At 68.6% G+C, this 17,574-nt stretch carries 16 protein-coding genes and 1 riboswitch; of the genes, 8 read left to right on the top strand and 8 right to left on the bottom strand.

The features are described 5' to 3' along the window. From rpsI to glpK, 3 genes are all read left to right on the top strand, one after another. Nucleotides 1-111, top strand: a 111-nt coding sequence (gene rpsI, locus QOD90_RS07535) for a 30S ribosomal protein S9 (protein WP_526348229.1), incomplete at its 5' end; no start/stop codon positions are given. A 76-nt stretch (nt 112-187) separates the two neighbouring features. Next, nucleotides 188-1,522, top strand: coding sequence for a phosphoglucosamine mutase (gene glmM, locus QOD90_RS07530; protein ID WP_526348223.1), 1,335 nt, complete (start codon nt 188-190; stop codon nt 1,520-1,522). Nucleotides 1,523-1,582: 60 nt separating this feature from the next. Then, nucleotides 1,583-3,100, top strand: coding sequence for a glycerol kinase GlpK (gene glpK / locus QOD90_RS07525; protein ID WP_526348221.1), 1,518 nt, complete (start codon nt 1,583-1,585; stop codon nt 3,098-3,100). An 8-nt stretch (nt 3,101-3,108) separates the two neighbouring features. On the opposite strand, the gene QOD90_RS07520 is transcribed toward glpK, so the two are convergent. From QOD90_RS07520 to QOD90_RS07500, 5 genes are read right to left on the bottom strand one after another with little or no spacing between them, the layout of a single operon-like run. Next, a complete protein-coding gene (locus QOD90_RS07520; protein WP_526348219.1) occupies nt 3,109-4,620 on the bottom strand; it encodes a precorrin-2 C(20)-methyltransferase in 1,512 nt (503 codons plus the stop codon). Continuing rightward, on the bottom strand, nt 4,617-5,690 hold the full coding sequence (gene cobT, locus QOD90_RS07515) for a nicotinate-nucleotide--dimethylbenzimidazole phosphoribosyltransferase (RefSeq protein WP_526348227.1): 1,074 nt from the start codon (nt 5,688-5,690) through the stop codon (nt 4,617-4,619). Before cobT ends, QOD90_RS07520 begins: the two co-directional genes overlap by 4 nt. 26 nt (nt 5,691-5,716) lie before the next feature. Further along, entirely contained in the window at nt 5,717-7,087 is a 1,371-nt protein-coding gene (locus QOD90_RS07510; RefSeq protein ID WP_526348217.1) for a cobyrinic acid a,c-diamide synthase CobB, read from the bottom strand. Then, on the bottom strand, nt 7,081-7,695 hold the full coding sequence (gene cobO / locus QOD90_RS07505; protein WP_526348215.1) for a cob(I)yrinic acid a,c-diamide adenosyltransferase: 615 nt from the start codon (nt 7,693-7,695) through the stop codon (nt 7,081-7,083). The genes QOD90_RS07510 and cobO overlap by 7 nt, the downstream gene beginning before the upstream one ends. Nucleotides 7,696-7,714: 19 nt before the next feature. After that, nucleotides 7,715-9,589 (bottom strand): VWA domain-containing protein, encoded by a 1,875-nt coding sequence (locus QOD90_RS07500; protein WP_526348225.1) that lies wholly within the window; start codon nt 9,587-9,589, stop codon nt 7,715-7,717. Nucleotides 9,590-9,668: 79 nt separating this feature from the next. Then, nucleotides 9,669-9,792: riboswitch (cobalamin riboswitch) on the bottom strand. A 108-nt stretch (nt 9,793-9,900) separates the two neighbouring features. Here QOD90_RS07500 and QOD90_RS07495 point away from each other — a divergent pair. The 3 genes from QOD90_RS07495 to QOD90_RS07485 are packed head-to-tail and all read left to right on the top strand — an operon-like array spanning nt 9,901 to nt 12,900. Then, on the top strand, nt 9,901-11,163 hold the full coding sequence (locus tag QOD90_RS07495; protein WP_526348213.1) for a helix-turn-helix domain-containing protein: 1,263 nt from the start codon (nt 9,901-9,903) through the stop codon (nt 11,161-11,163). Between the two features lie 43 nt (nt 11,164-11,206). Continuing rightward, the gene (locus tag QOD90_RS07490; protein WP_526348211.1) at nt 11,207-11,512 is read left to right on the top strand and encodes a DUF7162 family protein; all 306 of its coding nucleotides are present in this window, start codon (nt 11,207-11,209) and stop codon (nt 11,510-11,512) included. A gap of 2 nt (nt 11,513-11,514) precedes the next feature. Next, nucleotides 11,515-12,900, top strand: a complete 1,386-nt coding sequence (locus QOD90_RS07485) for a hypothetical protein (RefSeq protein WP_526348209.1) — start codon at nt 11,515-11,517, stop codon at nt 12,898-12,900. Between the two features lies 1 nt (nt 12,901). On the opposite strand, the gene QOD90_RS07480 is transcribed toward QOD90_RS07485, so the two are convergent. Further along, nucleotides 12,902-13,777 (bottom strand): LysR family transcriptional regulator, encoded by an 876-nt coding sequence (locus tag QOD90_RS07480; RefSeq protein WP_526348207.1) that lies wholly within the window; start codon nt 13,775-13,777, stop codon nt 12,902-12,904. Between the two features lie 70 nt (nt 13,778-13,847). Between QOD90_RS07480 and QOD90_RS07475 the strand changes: the two genes are divergently transcribed. Beyond that, nucleotides 13,848-14,564 (top strand): SDR family NAD(P)-dependent oxidoreductase, encoded by a 717-nt coding sequence (locus tag QOD90_RS07475; protein WP_526348205.1) that lies wholly within the window; start codon nt 13,848-13,850, stop codon nt 14,562-14,564. A gap of 1 nt (nt 14,565) precedes the next feature. On the opposite strand, the gene QOD90_RS07470 is transcribed toward QOD90_RS07475, so the two are convergent. Both QOD90_RS07470 and QOD90_RS07465 read right to left on the bottom strand, forming a co-directional pair. Continuing rightward, nucleotides 14,566-15,606 (bottom strand): LLM class F420-dependent oxidoreductase, encoded by a 1,041-nt coding sequence (locus QOD90_RS07470; RefSeq protein ID WP_526348203.1) that lies wholly within the window; start codon nt 15,604-15,606, stop codon nt 14,566-14,568. 54 nt (nt 15,607-15,660) lie between these two features. After that, nucleotides 15,661-16,506: a dienelactone hydrolase family protein gene (locus QOD90_RS07465; protein WP_526348201.1), complete on the bottom strand. Its 846-nt coding sequence runs from the start codon at nt 16,504-16,506 to the stop codon at nt 15,661-15,663. 81 nt (nt 16,507-16,587) lie between these two features. On the opposite strand from QOD90_RS07465, the gene QOD90_RS07460 reads away from it, so the two are divergent. Further along, a partial coding sequence (locus QOD90_RS07460) for an isomerizing glutamine--fructose-6-phosphate transaminase (protein ID WP_526348199.1) occupies nt 16,588-17,574 on the top strand: 987 nt, incomplete at its 3' end.

Genomic DNA, 17,574 nt, shown 5'->3' with positions numbered 1-17,574 from the left:
CGGCCGCCGCTGAAGAAGGCCGGCTACCTCACGCGTGACCCGCGTGCCATCGAGCGCAAGAAGTACGGCCTCAAGAAGGCCCGCAAGGCGCCTCAGTACTCGAAGCGCTGATCCTCAGTACGGTTTGTCCGCGAGCGTGCGCGTCTGTTCCAAGGGCGCGCACGCTCTCGGTTTATCTAGGAGGGGCATGGGCCGACTATTCGGCACCGACGGAGTACGCGGCGTCGCCAACGTCGACCTGACGGCGGAACTGGCGCTGGCCCTTGGGGCGGCAGCCGCCCGTCGACTGGGGGCTGCCGGCGATCAGCACCGGGTAGCCGTCGTCGGCCGCGATCCGCGGGCCAGCGGCGAGATGCTCGAAGCCGCCGTCATCGCGGGGATCACCAGTGAAGGCGTCGACGCGTTACGCGTCGGTGTGTTGCCAACCCCCGCCGTCGCTCACCTCACGGGCGTCTACGGCGCCGACTTCGGCGTGATGATCTCGGCCTCGCACAACCCGATGCCGGACAACGGCATCAAGATCTTCGGGCCCGGCGGCCACAAGCTCGACGACGCCGCCGAGGACCGAATCGAAGAAATTCTCGGCGCAGGACCCGGCCAACGCCCGGTCGGCGCAGGCATCGGCCGCGTGCTCGATGCCGACGACGCGCTCGAGCGCTACCTGCGACACGTCACGAGGGCCGCCCCCGTACCGCTCGACGGCATCACCGTCGTGGTGGACTGCGCGCACGGCGCCGCCTCGGCCGCTGCCCCACTTGCCTACCGTGCCGCGGGCGCCACCGTCATCGCGATCAACGCGGAACCCAACGGGCTCAACATCAATGACGGTTGCGGATCGACGCACATGGACGTGCTGCAGCGGGCCGTACTGGCCAACGGCGCCGACCTTGGCCTTGCCCACGACGGCGATGCCGACCGCTGCCTCGCCGTCGATGCGGCCGGCCACGTCGTCGACGGCGACGCGATCATGGTGATCCTCGCGCTTGCCATGCGCGATGCCGGTGAACTGGCGTCGAACACGCTGGTCGCCACGGTGATGAGCAACCTCGGACTGCACATCGCGATGCGGACCGAAGGCATCGAGGTCCGAACCACCGCCGTCGGCGACAGATACGTGCTCGAGGAATTACGGGCGGGCGGATACTCACTCGGCGGTGAGCAGTCGGGTCACATCGTGATGCCGTCACTCGGCACCACCGGTGACGGGGTGGCCACCGGGTTGGGACTGATGGCCCGGATGGCGTCGACCCATTCGACGCTGGCTGCGCTGGCGGCGCCCATGCAGACGCTCCCACAGGTGCTCATCAACGTCGAGGTGGCGGACAAGGCCACGGTCGCCGAGGCACCGTCGGTCCAGACGGCGGTTGCCGAAGCCGAGGCAGAACTCGGCGACTCCGGGCGAATCCTGTTGCGGCCCTCCGGAACCGAACAGGTCGTCCGGGTGATGGTCGAGGCCGCCGATGAGGACACCGCGCGTGTGGTCGCGTCCCGCGTCGCCGACTCGGTCAGCGAACAACGCTGACGCGGGCCGTTTGGGGCTTACGGTGAGTGGTACTGGTAGCCGGGAAGCAGAGGAGCACCGTTGACTGAGTTCGTCGCTGCGATCGACCAGGGCACCACGAGTACCCGGGCCATGATCTTCGATCACGACGGTGCCGAGGTGGGTAGACACCAGCTCGAACACGAGCAGATCCTGCCCAAGGCCGGCTGGGTCGAACACAATCCCGTCGAGATCTGGGAGCGAACCGCATCGGTCCTGAGCTCCGTGCTCAACAACACGAAGCTGCGGGCCGGTGACCTCGCTGCGCTCGGCATCACCAATCAGCGTGAGACGGCACTGGTCTGGGACCGCAAGACCGGCAGGCCGTACTACAACGCGATCGTGTGGCAGGACACCCGCACCGACCGCGTCGCCTCGGCGCTGGACCGCGACGGGCGTGGCGACGTGATCAGACGGAAGGCGGGCCTGCCGCCCGCCACGTACTTCTCCGGCGCCAAGGTGCAGTGGATTCTGGAGAACGTCGACGGCGTGCGCGAGGCCGCCGAGCGCGGGGATGCCATCTTCGGCACCAGTGACAGCTGGGTGCTGTGGAATCTGACCGGTGGCCCACGCGGCGGTGTGCACGCCACCGACGTGACCAACGCCAGCAGAACCATGCTGATGGATCTGGAGACGCTCGACTGGGACGACGAGTTGTTGTCGTTCTTCGACATCCCCCGCCAGATGCTGCCCAGGATCGTGCCGTCGTCGTCACCAGAGCCGTACGGCATGACCTTGGAGACGGGCCCGCTTGGTGGGGAGGTGCCGGTCACCGGCATCCTCGGCGATCAGCAGGCGGCGATGGTCGGGCAGGTGTGCCTGGCGCCGGGTGAGGCGAAGAACACCTATGGCACCGGCAACTTCCTGCTGCTGAACACCGGGGAGAAGATCGTGCGCTCCGAGAACGGGCTGGTGACGACCGTCTGCTATCAGTTCGGTGACGCGAAACCCGTTTACGCGCTTGAGGGTTCGATCGCGGTCACCGGGTCGGCCGTGCAGTGGCTGCGGGATCAACTCGGCATCATCAGCGGTGCCGCTCAGAGCGAGTCACTGGCCAGGCAGGTGGAGGACAACGGCGGCGTCTACTTCGTGCCCGCGTTCTCCGGACTGTTCGCACCGTACTGGCGGTCCGACGCCCGCGGCGCCATCGTCGGACTGTCGCGCTTCAACACCAACGCGCACGTCGCGCGGGCGACGCTGGAGGCGATCTGCTACCAGAGCCGCGACGTCGTCGATGCCATGGAAGCGGATTCCGGTGTGCACCTTGAGGTCCTGAAGGTCGACGGCGGCATCACCGCGAACGATCTGTGCATGCAGATCCAGTCCGATGTGCTCGGCGTCGACGTGGTCAAACCCGTCGTGGCGGAGACGACCGCACTGGGCGCCGCCTATGCGGCGGGTCTCGCGGTCGGTTTCTGGGACAACCCCGACGACCTGCGGGCCAATTGGCAGGAGGACAAGCGCTGGACGCCGGCCTGGAACGACGACCAGCGCGCCACGGGCTACGCGGGTTGGCAGAAGGCAGTGCAACGCACCCTCGACTGGGTCGACGTCACCTGACCCGTCGATTACGCCGGCGGTTGGTCGTAACGTCGTGACGTGAAGACCGCCTGGCCTGCCGTGCGCTCGACGACCTTCGTCATCGACGAGCCGATGATGAGCAACGTCCGCATGTCTACGACGGCGGGGTCGAAGGCGTCCACCGCCGTCACGGTGACGCGTTGTTCGGGGCCGCCGACGTCGCGGCCGAGGATGATCGGGCGATCGGCCGGAAGGCGCTGTGCCAGAATGTCCTTCAGCGCGCTTACCTGCCAGGTCCGACTTTCCGAGCCGGGGTTGTAGATCGCGATCACCATGTCGGCGTCGATGGCAGAGTGCAGGCGGCGCTCGATCACCGCCCAGCTCTTGAGCCGATCCGACAGCGAGATCACGGCGTAGTCGTGGCCCAACGGTGCACCGACGGCGGCCGCCACCGCGTTGGCGGCGGTCATGCCGGGCACCACGCGCACCGGTACGTCGCTCCACGCCGGCTCGGCCGCGACCTCGACGACCGCCGCTGCCATGGCGAAGACGCCGGGGTCACCGGAGCTGACGACCACGACCCTGGCGCCGTTCTTGGCCAAGTCGAGTGCCATGCAGGCACGTTCGGACTCGACGCGGTTGTCACTGGGGTGCATTCGCTGCCCGGGCCTTGGCGAGAGACGCGACAGGTAGGTCTTGTAGCCGACGATGTCGGTGGCCCTGGCCAACTCGCCATGCACCTCCGGCGTCGTCCATCTGTCGGCGCCGGGCCCGAGGCCGACGACGACCACTTCACCCATGGCTCGGGTGTCAGGCGCGGGTGCGGGATTGTTCAGCAGCCCGGGCACGATCACCATCGAGAAGTACGGCACCGTAAGGGGATCGACGTCGCGGACCGGCATCACCCGCTGCGCAGGCGTCGAGGCGCGCTCCACGTACCAGGCGCGGTCGGCAACCCCGGCGGCCTCCAGCGAGGCAAGGACCTTCGGAAAGGTGCGGCCGAGTTTCATGATCGCGACGGCGTCGCTGTCGCGCAGCCGGCGGACCAGTTCGGCGGCAGGCATCGTCCCTGGCAGCACCGTCAGCGTCTCTTCGCCCTCGACCAGAGGGCCGCCGACCGCCATGGCCGATGCGCTGACCGACGTCACGCCGGGGATGATCTCGGTGTCGAACTCGTGGGCCAGGCGTTTGTGCATGTGCATGTACGAGCTGTAGAACAGTGGATCGCCCTCGGCGAGCAGGGCGACGCTGCGGCCGGCTCGCAGATGGTTGGCGAGCACCTCGCTCGCGCTGGTGTAGAAGTCGTCCAAGGCGCCGCGGTAGCCGGCCGGGTGGTCGGCGGTCTCGGTGGTCACCGGGTACATCAGCCGTTCGTGAATCTGGCCGTCGCGCAGATAGGGCTCGGCCACCGCGAGCGCAACGCTGCGTCCATGGCGGGCGCAGTGAAAGGCGACCACGTCGGCCGCGCCGATCGCCTTGGCGGCCTTGAACGTAACCAGCTCGCTATCGCCGGGACCGAGACCGACCGCCCAGAGCTTCGCGGGCGTGCCTTCGGTCACGTGGTCGCCGCCGATCGGTCGTCGACGTCCTCGCGGTCGGACACCGCGGCTTCGCCGAAGGTCGCCATCGACGACAAGGTGGCGACGGCCGCCCGCAGCAGTGGTAGTGCCACTGCGGCCCCGGAACCCTCGCCGAGTCGCATCCGCATGTCGACGATGGGTTCAAGTCCCAGATGTGCGAGGGCGATCGTGTGTGCGGGCTCGGTGGAACGGTGACCCGCCTGCCACCACCGGCTGGCGCCAGGGGCCAATCGCTCGGCGACGACCGCGGCGGCGGTCACGACGACACCGTCGAGCAGGACGGGGGTCCGCCGGATGGCGGCCTGAGCACAAAAGCCGGCCATCGCGGCAAGGTCCGCGCCCCCGCAGATGCGGAGCAGCGCGAGCGGATCGGCGGTGGCCTCCCGAGCCCGGTACAGCGCGTCGCGCACCGCGGCCGTCTTGCGCGCCCACCCCGCGTCGTCGATTCCGGTGCCCCTGCCGACCAACGCGACCGGCTCCTGGCCCGTCAATGCGGCGATCAGTGCCGCGGTCGGCGTGGTGTTCCCGATGCCCATGTCGCCGGCGATGAGAAGGTCTGCGCCCGAATCGATCTCTTCGTCCGCAATGCGGCGCCCTGCCGTCACGGCGGCCACCGTCTCGTCAGCGGTCATGGCGTCCTCGACGGCGATGTTGCCACTGCCGCGGCGAACCTTGTATTGGCCGATCTGCTCGGAGAGCGGCTCGTCGCAGTCGACGGAGACATCGACGACGCGCACCGTCGCCCCGGCGGTACCCGCCAGCACGTTGATCGCCGCACCGCCTGCATCGATGTTGGCCACCATCTGTGCGGTCACCTCGGGTGGATAGGCCGAGACCCCTGCCTGGGCCACGCCGTGATCACCGGCGAAGACGACGACGCGCGCGCGGTTGAACTGCCGTGGTGGGCAGGCGCCCTGGCATGCCGCGACCCATACCGAGAGGTCCTCCAGCCGGCCCAGCGCGCCCTGCGGCTTGGTCAGGATGTCCTGGCGTGACCGGGCAGCCTGCTCGGCTTCGGCATCCGGTGCAGGCACCGTGGTGAAGTCCATCAGATCTCCGCTCTCGTCAGAAGTACTCATTGCGAAACGTGGACGTCGGCACTCGCGACGAATCGCCGCACCGAGGCGGGCTGTCCCGCCGGGTGGGTGTGCAGGTAGGACGCGTGGACCTTCCCGCGTATCGCTCCGTCGCGCACGGTGTGGCCGTCGACGCCGAACAGCCACGCCGGCTGCTGGTCATTGTCGAATTCGACCTTGGTGCGGTGGAATTCGTGTCCAACCACGCGATGTCCCAAGGGATAGAGCGCGGAGTCGCTCGCCGCGACGGCATCCCGGTAGCCAAGGGTGAGGCGTTTGGTGAATTGGGCGGTGCCAGAGAACACTCCGCACATCGGGTGGCCGTCGAGTTCCGTCATCAGGTAGGTCAGGCCCGCGCACTCCGCGTAGATCGGTCCGTTCTCGGACAGGTCGCGAATCTGTTGTCGGACTTGCGCATTGGCGGAAAGTTCGGTGAGGTGCTGCTCGGGAAATCCGCCGGGAAGCACCAAGGCGTCGGTCCCGTCGGGCAGCGGCTCGGTGACGGGGTCGAACTCCACGACGTCGGCGCCCGCCGCGCGGAGCAACTCGGCGTGTTCGGCATAGCCGAAGCTGAAGGCCCGTCCCGCCGCCATCGCCACCACCGGGCGCCCCTCCACCGGTCCGCCAACCGCGGTGACGGGATCCCACGGCGCATCGGGAACTCTCGCAGAGGCGAGGGCGGCGACGGCGGCGACGTCGACGTGCTTGGCCACCAACGTGGTCATCGCCTCGACGGCTGCACATGCCTGCCTGCCGTGCTCAACGGCGGTGATCAGTCCCAGGTGCCGCGACGGCACCGTCAACTCGCCCGCTCGCGGAATGGCGCCGAGCACCGGCATGCCGACGAACTCGCAGGCTTGCCGCAGCACCTGCTCGTGGCGCGCGGAGCCGACCCGGTTGAGGATGACCCCGCCAATGCGGGTGCGGGTGTCGAACGTCGAAAACCCGTGCAGCAGTGCGGCGATGCTCTGGCTGTGGCCTGCGGCGTCGACGACCATGATGACCGGCGCGCTCAGCAGCGATGCGACGTGGGCCGTCGATCCGACCGCTGGTCCCGCCGAGTCGGGATCGATGCGGCCGTCGAAGAGGCCCATCACCCCTTCGACCACGGCGATGTCGGCGCCCGCACAGCCGTGTCGGTACAGCGGGCCGACGAGTTGCTCAGACACCAGGACCGGGTCAAGGTTGCGGCCCGGCCTGCCGGCGGCGAGCGCGTGATAGCCGGGGTCGATGAAGTCCGGCCCGACCTTGAACGGCGCGACCCGGTGGCCGGCCTGCCGAAGGGCGCCAACCAATCCCGTTGCCACGGTGGTCTTTCCGCTGCCCGAAGACGGCGCGGCCACCACGACTGCCGGCGTCGTGGCTACCACTCGATGCCCTTCTGGCCCTTGCGGCCGGCATCCATGGGGTGTTTGATCTTGGTCATCTCGGTGACGAGGTCTGCGGTCTCCACCAATCGTGGCGGCGCGTCCCTGCCGGTGATGACGACGTGCTGGCTGCCTGGTCGGGCCAGCAGCGTGTCGACCACGGTGTCGACGTCTACCCAGCCCCACTTCAGCGGATAGGTGAACTCGTCGAGTACGTAGAAGTCGTGTCGCTCCTCGGCGAGTCTGCGAGTGATTTCCGCCCAGCCATCGAGAGCCGCCGCGGCGTGGTCGTCCTCGCTGCCCGTCTTGCGGGACCACGACCACCCGGCCCCCATCTTGTGCCATTCGACGCTGCCGCCGACGCCGTGCTCGGTGTGCAGGTCGTTCAGTCTGGCGAACGCCGCTTCTTCTCCGACCTTCCACTTGGCGCTCTTGACGAATTGGAAGACCGCGACGTCGAGTCCGGAGTTCCACGCGCGCAACGCCATTCCGAAGGCGGCGGTCGACTTTCCCTTGCCAGCCCCGGTGTGCACCGCGAGCACCGGGCTGTTTCGACGGGCCCTGGTCGTTCGGCCGTCGTCGGGAACCACCGATGGGCGACCCTGTGGCATAAGCGTTACCCTCCTGCGTTCAGGCCGCGCCGCGAACGGCCTCGGTCAGCTGGCCCGCCCGCAACTGGGCCAACCCGATCATCGGCGCCTCGAGTTGACGGGCGAGTCGTTCGGCCAGCTCCAACCGCACATAGGACGTCTCACAGTCCACCACCACCGCGGCGGCCTTCTCGGCCACCAGCGCGGCGGCGGCCAACCGGCTGCGGCCAAGGGGATCCCGGCCTCCGGTGGCCCTTCCGTCGGTGAGAACCACCACCAGGGGGCGACGCGTGCTGTCTCGCACCCGTTCACGGATGACCATTTCCCTGGCTGCCAGCAGCCCTTCGGCAACGGGCGACTTGCCTCCCGTGTCGAACTTCGCCAGCCGGCGACCGGCGATGTGCGCCGAGGTCGTCGGCGGCAAGAGGACCGTGGCGTGGTCCTGGCGGAACGTGATGACCGCCACTTTGTCGCGGCGCTGGTAGGCATCCCGCAGCAAGGACAACGCGGCGCCGCTGACGGCGGACATCCGATCCCGTGCCGCCATCGACCCCGAGGCGTCGACCACGAAGATCACCAGGTTGCCCTCCCTGCCGACCCTGACCGCGCCGCGGAGGTCTTCGACTGCGGGTCGAGGAGCACCCGTACTTCCCGAGCGGCTGGCCGCGGCGAGCACGGTGGCGAAGAGGTGGAGGCCGTGACCGTTGCGGACGTCATCGCAGGCCGATACGACGGCGCCGGCGCGGTTGCGTGCCCGCGACCGTCGGCCCGGGGTTCCGTCGCCGACGCCGGGCACCGTCAGCGCGCGCGTCCGGAAGACCGGTGTTGGGGCGGCACTCGGCCGGGTCGGTGCCGGGGCCCGTTGGGTCGAACTGGACGGTGCCTCCGGCGCCGATTGGTCGGTGCCGTCGCCAGGCGAATCGTGTTCGGGCGGTGGGGAGCTGGGGTCGGGATCCGGTTCGGGGTCTGGGTCGGGATCCGGGTCGCCTTGGCCCCCGGACTTGGCAAGGGCGTCGTCGAGTTGATCGGGGTCGAGACCAGGGTCGTCGAAGGGGTCCCTTCGACGACGGTGCGGCAGTGCGAGTTCGGCGGCGACCCTGATGTCTTCGGCGGTCACCGTCTGCGCCTCACGCCAGGCGGCGTGCGCAATCGCGGTGCGCGCGATGACGATGTCGGCGCGCATCCCGTCGACGTCGAACGACGCGCACACCGAGGCGATGCGCTCCACCTCGGCGTCGGGCAACACCACCTCGTCGACCCGTGCCCGCGCCGAGGCGATGCGTCGGGCCAGTTCGGCGTCCTGCTCGGCATAGCGCGCCGCGAAGCCCTCCGGGTCGGCCTCGTAGGCGATCCGCGAGCGGATGACGCGAGCTCGCTCGGGCACGTCGCGGGATGCATTCACGTCCACGGTCAACCCGAAGCGATCGAGCAGTTGCGGACGCAGCTCGCCCTCTTCGGGGTTCATCGTGCCGATCAGCACGAATCGGGACTCGTGCGAGTGGGAGATGCCGTCACGCTCGATGTGAACACGCCCCATCGCCGCGGCGTCGAGAAGGACGTCCACCAGGTGATCCGGCAGAAGGTTCACCTCGTCGACGTAGAGCACGCCGCCGTCGGCCCTGGCCAGCAGGCCTGGCGAGAAAGCATGCTCACCGTCGCTGAGCACCTTCGCGAGATCCACCGAACCGACCACGCGGTCCTCCGTGGCGCCGACCGGCAACTCGACCAGCCGGCCGCCGTCCACTGCATGGAGCACCCCGGCCAGGCCGCGCACCGCCGTCGACTTGGCAGTGCCCTTCTCGCCCCTGATCAACACGCCACCGATCTGGGGGCGCACCGCGCACAGCACCAGCGCGAGCAGGAGCCGCTCGTGGCCTACGATCGCACTGAGCGGGTAATCGGCGGAACGGTTCAGAGACAAGGGAATCCGAGCGCGACGCTTGAGTCGTTCGTCGTCATTCAACGTTCCTTTCGGGGTGTCACGCGACCCCGTTCGATGCAGGATGCGCTTGGCCCAACATCTGACTCACACACCGGCTCTCACCAGGCGTATTCACAGCGGCGCGTCCGTTCTGGGTTCTCACCAGATTCCTGTACGCCAAGCGCAGACCGATGATAAACCACTCCCGGTCCCATCGGGGCAGGTGGACTACTGTGGCGACTGCGGGCGGTTCGGCCGCCAGGACCGGGGCCGCGAGGTCAACCGGTGCAAGGAGCGTGATCGGAGTGGTTCTGTCGAGGCCGCTGCGCGAGGTGCACGACCTCTTCGTCGCCGGCCAGGTCGACTCGTCCTACCTCGACTCCACCGCGATCCGACCGATGGTCGCCGAGAGCTGGCGTCGTAGCCTGGCCAAGGGCGTCAACCCTGATGGCGAGAGCGCTTCGTCCTCAGCGATCACTCTCCAGCTGGCCAGGATGCGAGACATGCACCCGTTGGCCGCGGCCCTTCCGGTGATAAGGCGACTCCTCGTCGACGATGCCACCGATTCCGGTGTCGTCGTAGCCATCACCGCCGCCGACGGCACGCTGCTGTGGGTGGAAGGCGACCCGAAGGCGATCCGGAAGGTCGAGTCGATGAACTTCGTTCCCGGCGCCGACTGGAGCGAACGCCGCGTCGGCACCAATGCGCCAGGCACCGCCCTTGCGCTCGACCACGAGCTGCAGATCCGCAGCTCTGAACACTTCTCCCGAGTGGCCCAGCCATGGAGTTGCACCGCTGCGCCGGTGCACGACCCAGCTACCGGTGACCTCATCGGGGCGATCGACTTGACCGGCGGTATCGAGGTGGCCTCGGCCCAGGCGCTGGCCCTGGTGCGCGCCACCGCCGTCGCCGTCGAGAACCATCTGGCGTTGCTCCGGCTCACCGAACCCAGCGCACGCGGGCGAGAACAGGCCAGTGCCCAACTCCGGGTGCTCGGCGCGGAAAGGCCGCGGTGGCAGTTCACCGATCAGCGCAGCCAGCGCCGGACCGCCCACCTGACACCGCGCCACGCCGACATCTTGGTGCTGCTGAGCCAGCATCCCGAAGGTCTTAGTGCCGATCGCCTCGCGATGATGCTCGATGACAAGGACTTGGACGTGGTCACGGTCCGTGCCGAGATGTCGCGGCTCAGACGTGTCATTGCGCCTGTCACGGTGGTGTCGCGACCGTATCGACTGCTGGAACGGGTCGTCAGCGACGTGAGTCAGGTGTTCGACGAACTCCGGTCCGGGCGGGTCGGTTACGCGCTGGACCACTACCCCGGCGCACTGCTGCCGCAGTCGATGTCACCTGCGGTCGCGCGGTTGCGGATGGAGCTGAGCACCAGCCTGCGGACGGCGATCGTCGCGACCGGCAACCTGACCTTCTTGCGGCGTTGGTTGGACCTGCCGGAGGGTCGTGACGACCGCGATGGGTGGCGGCTCCTGCACGACGCGGCAGGTGCCGGGTCGGTCGGGCAGGCGCAGGCCCACGGTCATCTGGCCGGCCTCGACATGGACCTGGCCTAACCCGAGCCGGAACCGGACGGGCTTCCGCTGCGTCTTACCCGGCATGGGAGAAACTGAGTCAGCGCACGTCGACGTCGGAGCACTGCTCGACGTCGCCAGCCGATGCGACGCGCTCGCAGACGTCGTCGACGGGCTGGTCCGCGGTCAACTCGACCGGCTGAGCTTCGACGGTGCAGTCGCCGGTCGCGACCACGCCGCCCGCGGAAACGTCCTGCGGCGAGCCGTCGACGACGTCGTCGACCAGATGCACGCGTGGGCTAGGGCGATGCGCGAGATCGCTTCCGCGCTAAGGGCATCCGGCGACCGGTACGTCGACGGCGATGCGCGCGGCGCCGCACGGCTGGGGTGACGGTGGCCGGCCCATTGGACGTCGCAGCACGGCTCGCCGAGGCGCGACCCACCATCGACGACATCGAGGAATACGTGGCGGCATGCCGTCGGCTCGGTTACCAGAATCGGGATCTGACCATGCATCCCACGCAGGTGCGCGACTGGTACGACGCCGAGGAGGGCCTCGACCTACGGGCGCTGGATCTCGACCACGGGATCCTGTCCGCGGCCGCATCGGCAGCCGAGGACGCTGCCCGCATGCAGGGCGATCTGGTTGCCGAGCTCACCGTGGCATGGACCGGCCGGGGAGCGGCAGCAGCCCACGAATTCGTCTGGCGCAGTTGCCAAGCGGCGACCGCCGTCAGCGCAGCGGTCCGCGCGGCCGCGGACGCGGAGGCCGCACTTCGGGACGCGCTGTGGCAGGCGGTCGACGCGAAGGCAGTCGCCACCGAGGCGGTCGACGGCAGGCAGGGGCCGCAACGCGCCGAATGGCTGGCCGCCGCCAAGACGGTCACGACCGGCGCGGGAGACGTCGCGGCCGCAAGCGAATTGGTCGACCAACAGGTCAAGCCGTTCGTCGACCGTGATGTCGGGTCGGACTGGCTCGCCGCGATGCGCGCCGCCGCCTCGTCGATCGACGCCGCCTTCGACGCGGCGATCGCACGCGCCACCGCCCCTACGGCGGTGTTCGGCGTGCCGGGTGACCTCGGTCCCCGGGCCGAGTCGAGGGGATATTCGGAAGCGGCGGGTGGTGGGGATGGTTCCGTTCGGACCGTTCCGGCAGCTGCCGTCGGATCAGGGCCGGGTCCCGGTCGGGGATTGGGGCCGGCCGCCCCGGCTATCGCACCGGAGCCCCCTCCGCAGTGGTCGCCTCCCGCCGAGGCTGCGCCGGTGGCGGCTGCGTCCGCGCCACTCCCACCGCCGGCGGGCGCGCCGTCGCTTCCGCCGCCGTCGCTGCCGTCGTCATCGATGCCGTCGTCAGGAGACCTCGGCTCAGGCGCATCGTCGCTCGGCTCCGGGTTGTCGGGATTCGGACAGCAGCTGGCCGATCTCATCGGTGGCCTGATCGGGTCGGCCGATGGCGAACTCCCCGACGCCGGTGACACGTCCGAGCAAGATGACCCCGAACCCGACGCCGAGACTGAAGAGCCGGCCGGCGACGAGGAGGCGGCGGCGGACGCGGACCCGGAGGAACCTGCCGAGGAGACCGTTGAAGGGCCGGCACCCCAACCGCTTCCAGATCCAGAACCAGATACAGAACCGACAGCGACCCCGGGCCCACTGCCGCCCGAGCCGCCGCCCGCCCCGCAGGGGCTGCCAGAAGCCGTCGCAGAGCCCACTGCCGATGGGACGGAACCCACGCCATGCGAGATTGCCGCCGACGAGCTGCCGCAGGTAGGGGAGTAGGTCAGATCGTCTGATCGCGGCATGCCAGCGCCGCGGTGACGAACTCGTCGCGCAAGGGATCAGCCGTCGCGGCGTCCCAGATCAGTGTCACGCGACCAGGCGGAATGTTGGCGATCGGCACCACGCACACGTCGGGGCGGCGGTAGAACGCCGTCGTCGACCGTGGCAGGATCACGAAACCTTCATGTGCGGCAACGCGTTCCAGCTTCTCCTCCATGGTGCAGGCGGTGCTGCGGGTGGCGCGCCGCTGCTCAGGTGTCGCGACGGCGTACCACTCCGGTACGGTCCCAGGATCCTGGAGCAGCCGATGAGAGGCGAGATCGGTCAGTAGCACCGAGGGTCGGGCGGTCAGGGGGTCGTCTGCTGGGAGCAGTGCATCCCTGGGCTCCTCGATGAGCGCAGCGGTCCCGAGACCGCGGTGGTCGATGGGCTCGCGGGCGTAGACGACGTCCAAGCGGCGGCTCAGCACCGACTCGATCTGATCGGCCCAATTGACCGGTATGACTTCGGCGCGGTGGCTCGCGTCCGCCGACTCGAAGGTGCGTACCGCGCCGGTGGCGAGCAGGCCTGGCATCACGCCGATTCGCAGCACCCGGGTCGGGCTGGCTGCCCGGGTAAGGCGCTCGCGCAACGCCTTCGACTCCGACAGCAGGAAGCGTGCATCGTTCAGCAGCTGAGCGCCCGCGTCCGTGAGGCTGGTGCCGCGGCTATCCCTGACGAGGAGGCGGACGCCGAGGTCGTCCTCGAAGGACTTGATTTGGCGGGACAGCACGGGCTGCGCAATATGGAGCCGTTGCGCCGCCCGCCCGAAGTTCAGCTCCTCGGCGACGGCGACGAAGTACCGCAACTTGCGCATGTCGAGGTCGGCGGTGGTCATACCCCAACGGTATCGCTACGCAACGCAAAGAGTGTTGGACGAATGGCTCGGATGCTCGGATCGTGGAGTCATGAGCCTTCAGAACACGAATGTCCTCGTCATCGGCGGCACCTCGGGCATCGGTCTTGGCGTCGCCCGCGCCGTTGCCGATCGTGGCGCCACCCCGATCGTCGTGTCACGGCGCCAGTCGAGTGTCGACCGCGCACTGGCCGAACTTCCCGACGGGGCTTGCGGCGCCACCCTCGACCTCGCCGACCCCGGCGGTCTGGACCGCCTCGCCGAAGAGGTCGGCGACGTCGATCACCTGGTCTTCACCGCGGGGGAGTCACTCGAAATGGCGCGGCTGTCCGACCTGACACCCGCGGTCATCACCGGGTTCCTGCAGACCCGGTTCATCGGCGCGCTGAACGCGGTGCGGGTCTTCGGTCCCCGTCTGCGCGAGGGCGGATCGGTGACGCTTACGAGCGGCACCGCAGCATGGCAGCCGGGTTTCGGGGCCCTTCCAGTGAGCCTGTGCGGTGCGATGAACGCGCTGACGACCGCGCTGGCCGTCGAGCTGGCGCCCATCCGCGTCAATGCCGTTGCACCTGGCGTGATCAGGACCCCGCTCTGGGATGCGATGTCGGATGCCGACCGAACGGCGCTGTACGAGCAAGAGGCACGACGGATTCCACTCGGTCGCATCGGTGAGGTCGACGACGCTGCACGGGCGTACGTCTACTGCATGGAGCAGACGTACGGCACCGGTACGGTGCTCACCGTCGAGGGGGGCACCCTACTGGTGTGACTCAGTGCGCCAGCGCGACGAGCTCCTCGCAGAACTTCACGGACTCGCGATCGTCGCCGGAGAGCGGGTGCACCAGCATCGTGGTGACGCCTGCCTCGGCGTAGGCGGCCAACCGTTCCTTGACGAAACCGGCTGGGCCGACCAGTGACGTGTGGCGCACCAGCTCGTCGGGCACGGCGGCGATGGCCTCTTCCTTCTTGCCAGCCAGGTAGAGATCTTGGATGTGATCGGCGACCTCGCCGAAGCCGTAGCGGGTGGCCAGATTGTGGTAGAAGTTCTTGCCGCGGGCACCCATGCCACCGATGTACAGCGCCAGTTGGGGTTTCGCCCACGCCAACCGATCGTCGACGTCGTCGCCGATGGCCAGGCTGGCCGAGACCATGACGTCGAGCGGGCCGAGGGCGGGGTCACGCTTGGCCGCGCCAGCGCGCAGGGCGTCGCCCCACACGTCATCGGCCTTCTCGGGGTAGTAGAACACCGGCTGCCAGCCCTCGGCGATTTCGGCCGTGAGTTGGACGTTCTGCGGCCCCAGGGCGGCGATGGTGATCGGAATACGCTCGCGGACGGGATGATTGATGAGCTTGAGCGGTTTACCAAGTCCGGTGCCCCGGTCTGCGGGCAAGGGTATCTGGTAGTACTTGCCGTCGAACTCGACCTTGTCGCGTCGCCATACCTGGCGGCAGATCTCGACGACCTCGCGGGTGCGGCCGAGCGGCGCGTCGAACGGAACGCCGTGGAAGCCCTCCACGACCTGTGGGCCGGACGTGCCGATGCCGAGCCGGAAGCGACCGTCGGAGACGTAGTCGACGCCGGCTGCCGTCATCGCCAGCAGCGTCGGCGTACGGCTGTAGATCGGGACGACGCCGGAGCCGAGCTCGATGGTGGACGTCTTGGCCGCGAGATAGCCGAGCTGGCTGATGGCGTCGTAGGAGTAGGCCTCGGCGACCAGGGCGATGTCGACGCCCACCTTCTCGAGTTCGACGACCTGGTCGGCCGCCTCCCGGAAGCCGCTGGCGTAGCTCAGAAAGATTCCGGTGCGCATCGCGAAATCATACGACAATCAACCAGTTGGTTGGGAACGCGGGGTGTCGACGCGCTACGGTTTGAGAAGCGCGACGACCTTGTTCTCCAGATCCACGGGATCGTCGGAGAACGGATCGAGGACCTCGGCCTTGGGCAACGCCACCTCGGGATCGGAGAAGTCCCGGTAGGTCTTGTCGCCGGTCAGCTGGTGCAGCAGATAACCCGTGAGGAGCGCGCGGACGATCTTCTGCGTGCCCCTGTCAGCTCCTGGCAGTTTGAGGACTCGGGCGAGCCGGCGGCCTTCGACCAGCCCGCCTGCCGTGACCTTCTTCACGTCACGCAGCGTCGCCGGCTTCCACGCCCTGGCCAACTCGACAGCGTTCGACCGCAGCGACATGGGGTCACCCGGGTCGGCGAGGATCAGCCCCGGCACCCGCAGCGCCGAGGCGGGTTGTTCGGCCGCGGGTTTGGAGACAGTGGGGAACATCGCCACGGCGGCCTTGAGTTTGTCGCCCATGCCGGCAGCGGCGAAGACGGCAGCCGAGCCGCCAAAACCATGGCCGACGACACCCAACTTGGTGGGGTGGACGCTGATCTTGCCTGGGCCGAGTCGTACGCCCGCCACGATGTCCAGGGTCGTACCCAGGTCGAACGCAAAGTTCAGCACCGACGGCGCGAAACTCGTCTCGGTGTTCGGGGCGGCGGCGACGATGCCCCAGGACGCCAAATGCTCCAGCGTTCCCGCATAGCGCTCGGCAGTGGCCAGCCAGTCGTGGCCGAACGCCACACCGGGCAGATTCATCCCCGATTCGGGGGTGTACACGATGCCCGGCAAGCCGGCGAAGGCCAGGTCACCACGGAGAACGCGATGCGGCCCCCGACGGGTCAGCGCAGCGAAGAGTTTCTTCGTCTTGGCCACCCGATGACCGTAGCTCACACCAGCTCGGGGCGGCGGCCGCACTACCCCTCTTGGCCGACGGCTGCATTAGGCTGGAGTGTCATGTGCGGAATCGTCGGCTACGTCGGGCAGCGTCCTGCCAGGGACATCGTCGTCGATGCTCTGCGTCGGATGGAATACCGGGGCTATGACTCCTCGGGTGTGGCGCTGCTCGACGGGCACGGCGGCATGGCGGTGCGCAGGCGCGCCGGACGGTTGGCCAACCTCGAGGAGGCCCTCGCGGAGGCCGACTCCGAGGGGCTGATCGGCAACACCGGGATGGGCCACACCCGCTGGGCCACCCACGGCAGGCCGACCGACCGCAACGCCCACCCGCACCGCGACGCGGCGGGCAAGATCGCCGTCGTCCACAACGGGATCATCGAGAACTTCGCCGCGCTTCGGGCCGAGCTCGAGGCCGTCGGCGTCGAGTTCGCCAGTGACACCGACAGCGAGGTCGCCGTCCACCTGGTGTCCTGGCAGTACCACCACGGAGTCACCGCGGGTGACTTCGTCGGCTCCGTGATGGCCGTACTGCCCCGGTTGGAGGGCCATTTCACCCTGGTGTTCGCCAGCGCCGACGATCCGGACACCATCGTGGCCGCCAGGCGTTCGACGCCGCTGGTGATCGGCGTCGGTGACGGGGAGATGTTCCTTGGCTCCGATGTCGCGGCATTCATCGAGCACACCCGCGAAGCCGTGGAACTGGGCCAGGACCAAGCCGTGGTGATCACCGCCCACGGCTATGAGATCTACGACTTCCAGGGCAACCGGGACGACGCCGCCGCTCGTCCGTTTCACATCGACTGGGACCTGTCCGCCGCCGAGAAGGGCGGCTACGAGTACTTCATGCTGAAGGAGATCGCCGAGCAGCCCGCCGCGGTCGCCGACACTCTGCTCGGGCACTTCGCCGGCGGTCGGATCGTGCTCGACGAGCAGCGACTGAGCGACCAGGAACTTCGCGAGATCGACAAGGTCTTCATCGTCGCGTGTGGGACCGCGTATCACTCTGGGATGCTGGCCAAATATGCCATCGAGCATTGGACCCGG

Source organism: Mycobacterium sp. (genome assembly GCF_032161845.1).
GTDB lineage: Bacteria > Actinomycetota > Actinomycetes > Mycobacteriales > Mycobacteriaceae > Mycobacterium.
The sequence above is the reverse complement of the archived record's forward strand: the minus strand, read 5'-3'. Positions and strand labels throughout refer to the sequence as shown.

Bases quoted from the DNA above. Each gene is read 5' to 3' on its own strand.
- glmM (WP_526348223.1), top strand. From the start codon at position 188: ATGGGCCGACTATTCGGCACCGACGGAGTACGCGGCGTCGCCAACGTC.
- cobT (WP_526348227.1), bottom strand. From the start codon at position 5,690: ATGGACTTCACCACGGTGCCTGCACCGGATGCCGAAGCCGAGCAGGCT.
- cobO (WP_526348215.1), bottom strand. From the start codon at position 7,695: ATGCCACAGGGTCGCCCATCGGTGGTTCCCGACGACGGCCGAACGACC.
- QOD90_RS07490 (WP_526348211.1), top strand. From the start codon at position 11,207: ATGGGAGAAACTGAGTCAGCGCACGTCGACGTCGGAGCACTGCTCGAC.
- QOD90_RS07480 (WP_526348207.1), bottom strand. From the start codon at position 13,777: ATGACCACCGCCGACCTCGACATGCGCAAGTTGCGGTACTTCGTCGCC.
- QOD90_RS07475 (WP_526348205.1), top strand. From the start codon at position 13,848: ATGAGCCTTCAGAACACGAATGTCCTCGTCATCGGCGGCACCTCGGGC.
- QOD90_RS07470 (WP_526348203.1), bottom strand. From the start codon at position 15,606: ATGCGCACCGGAATCTTTCTGAGCTACGCCAGCGGCTTCCGGGAGGCG.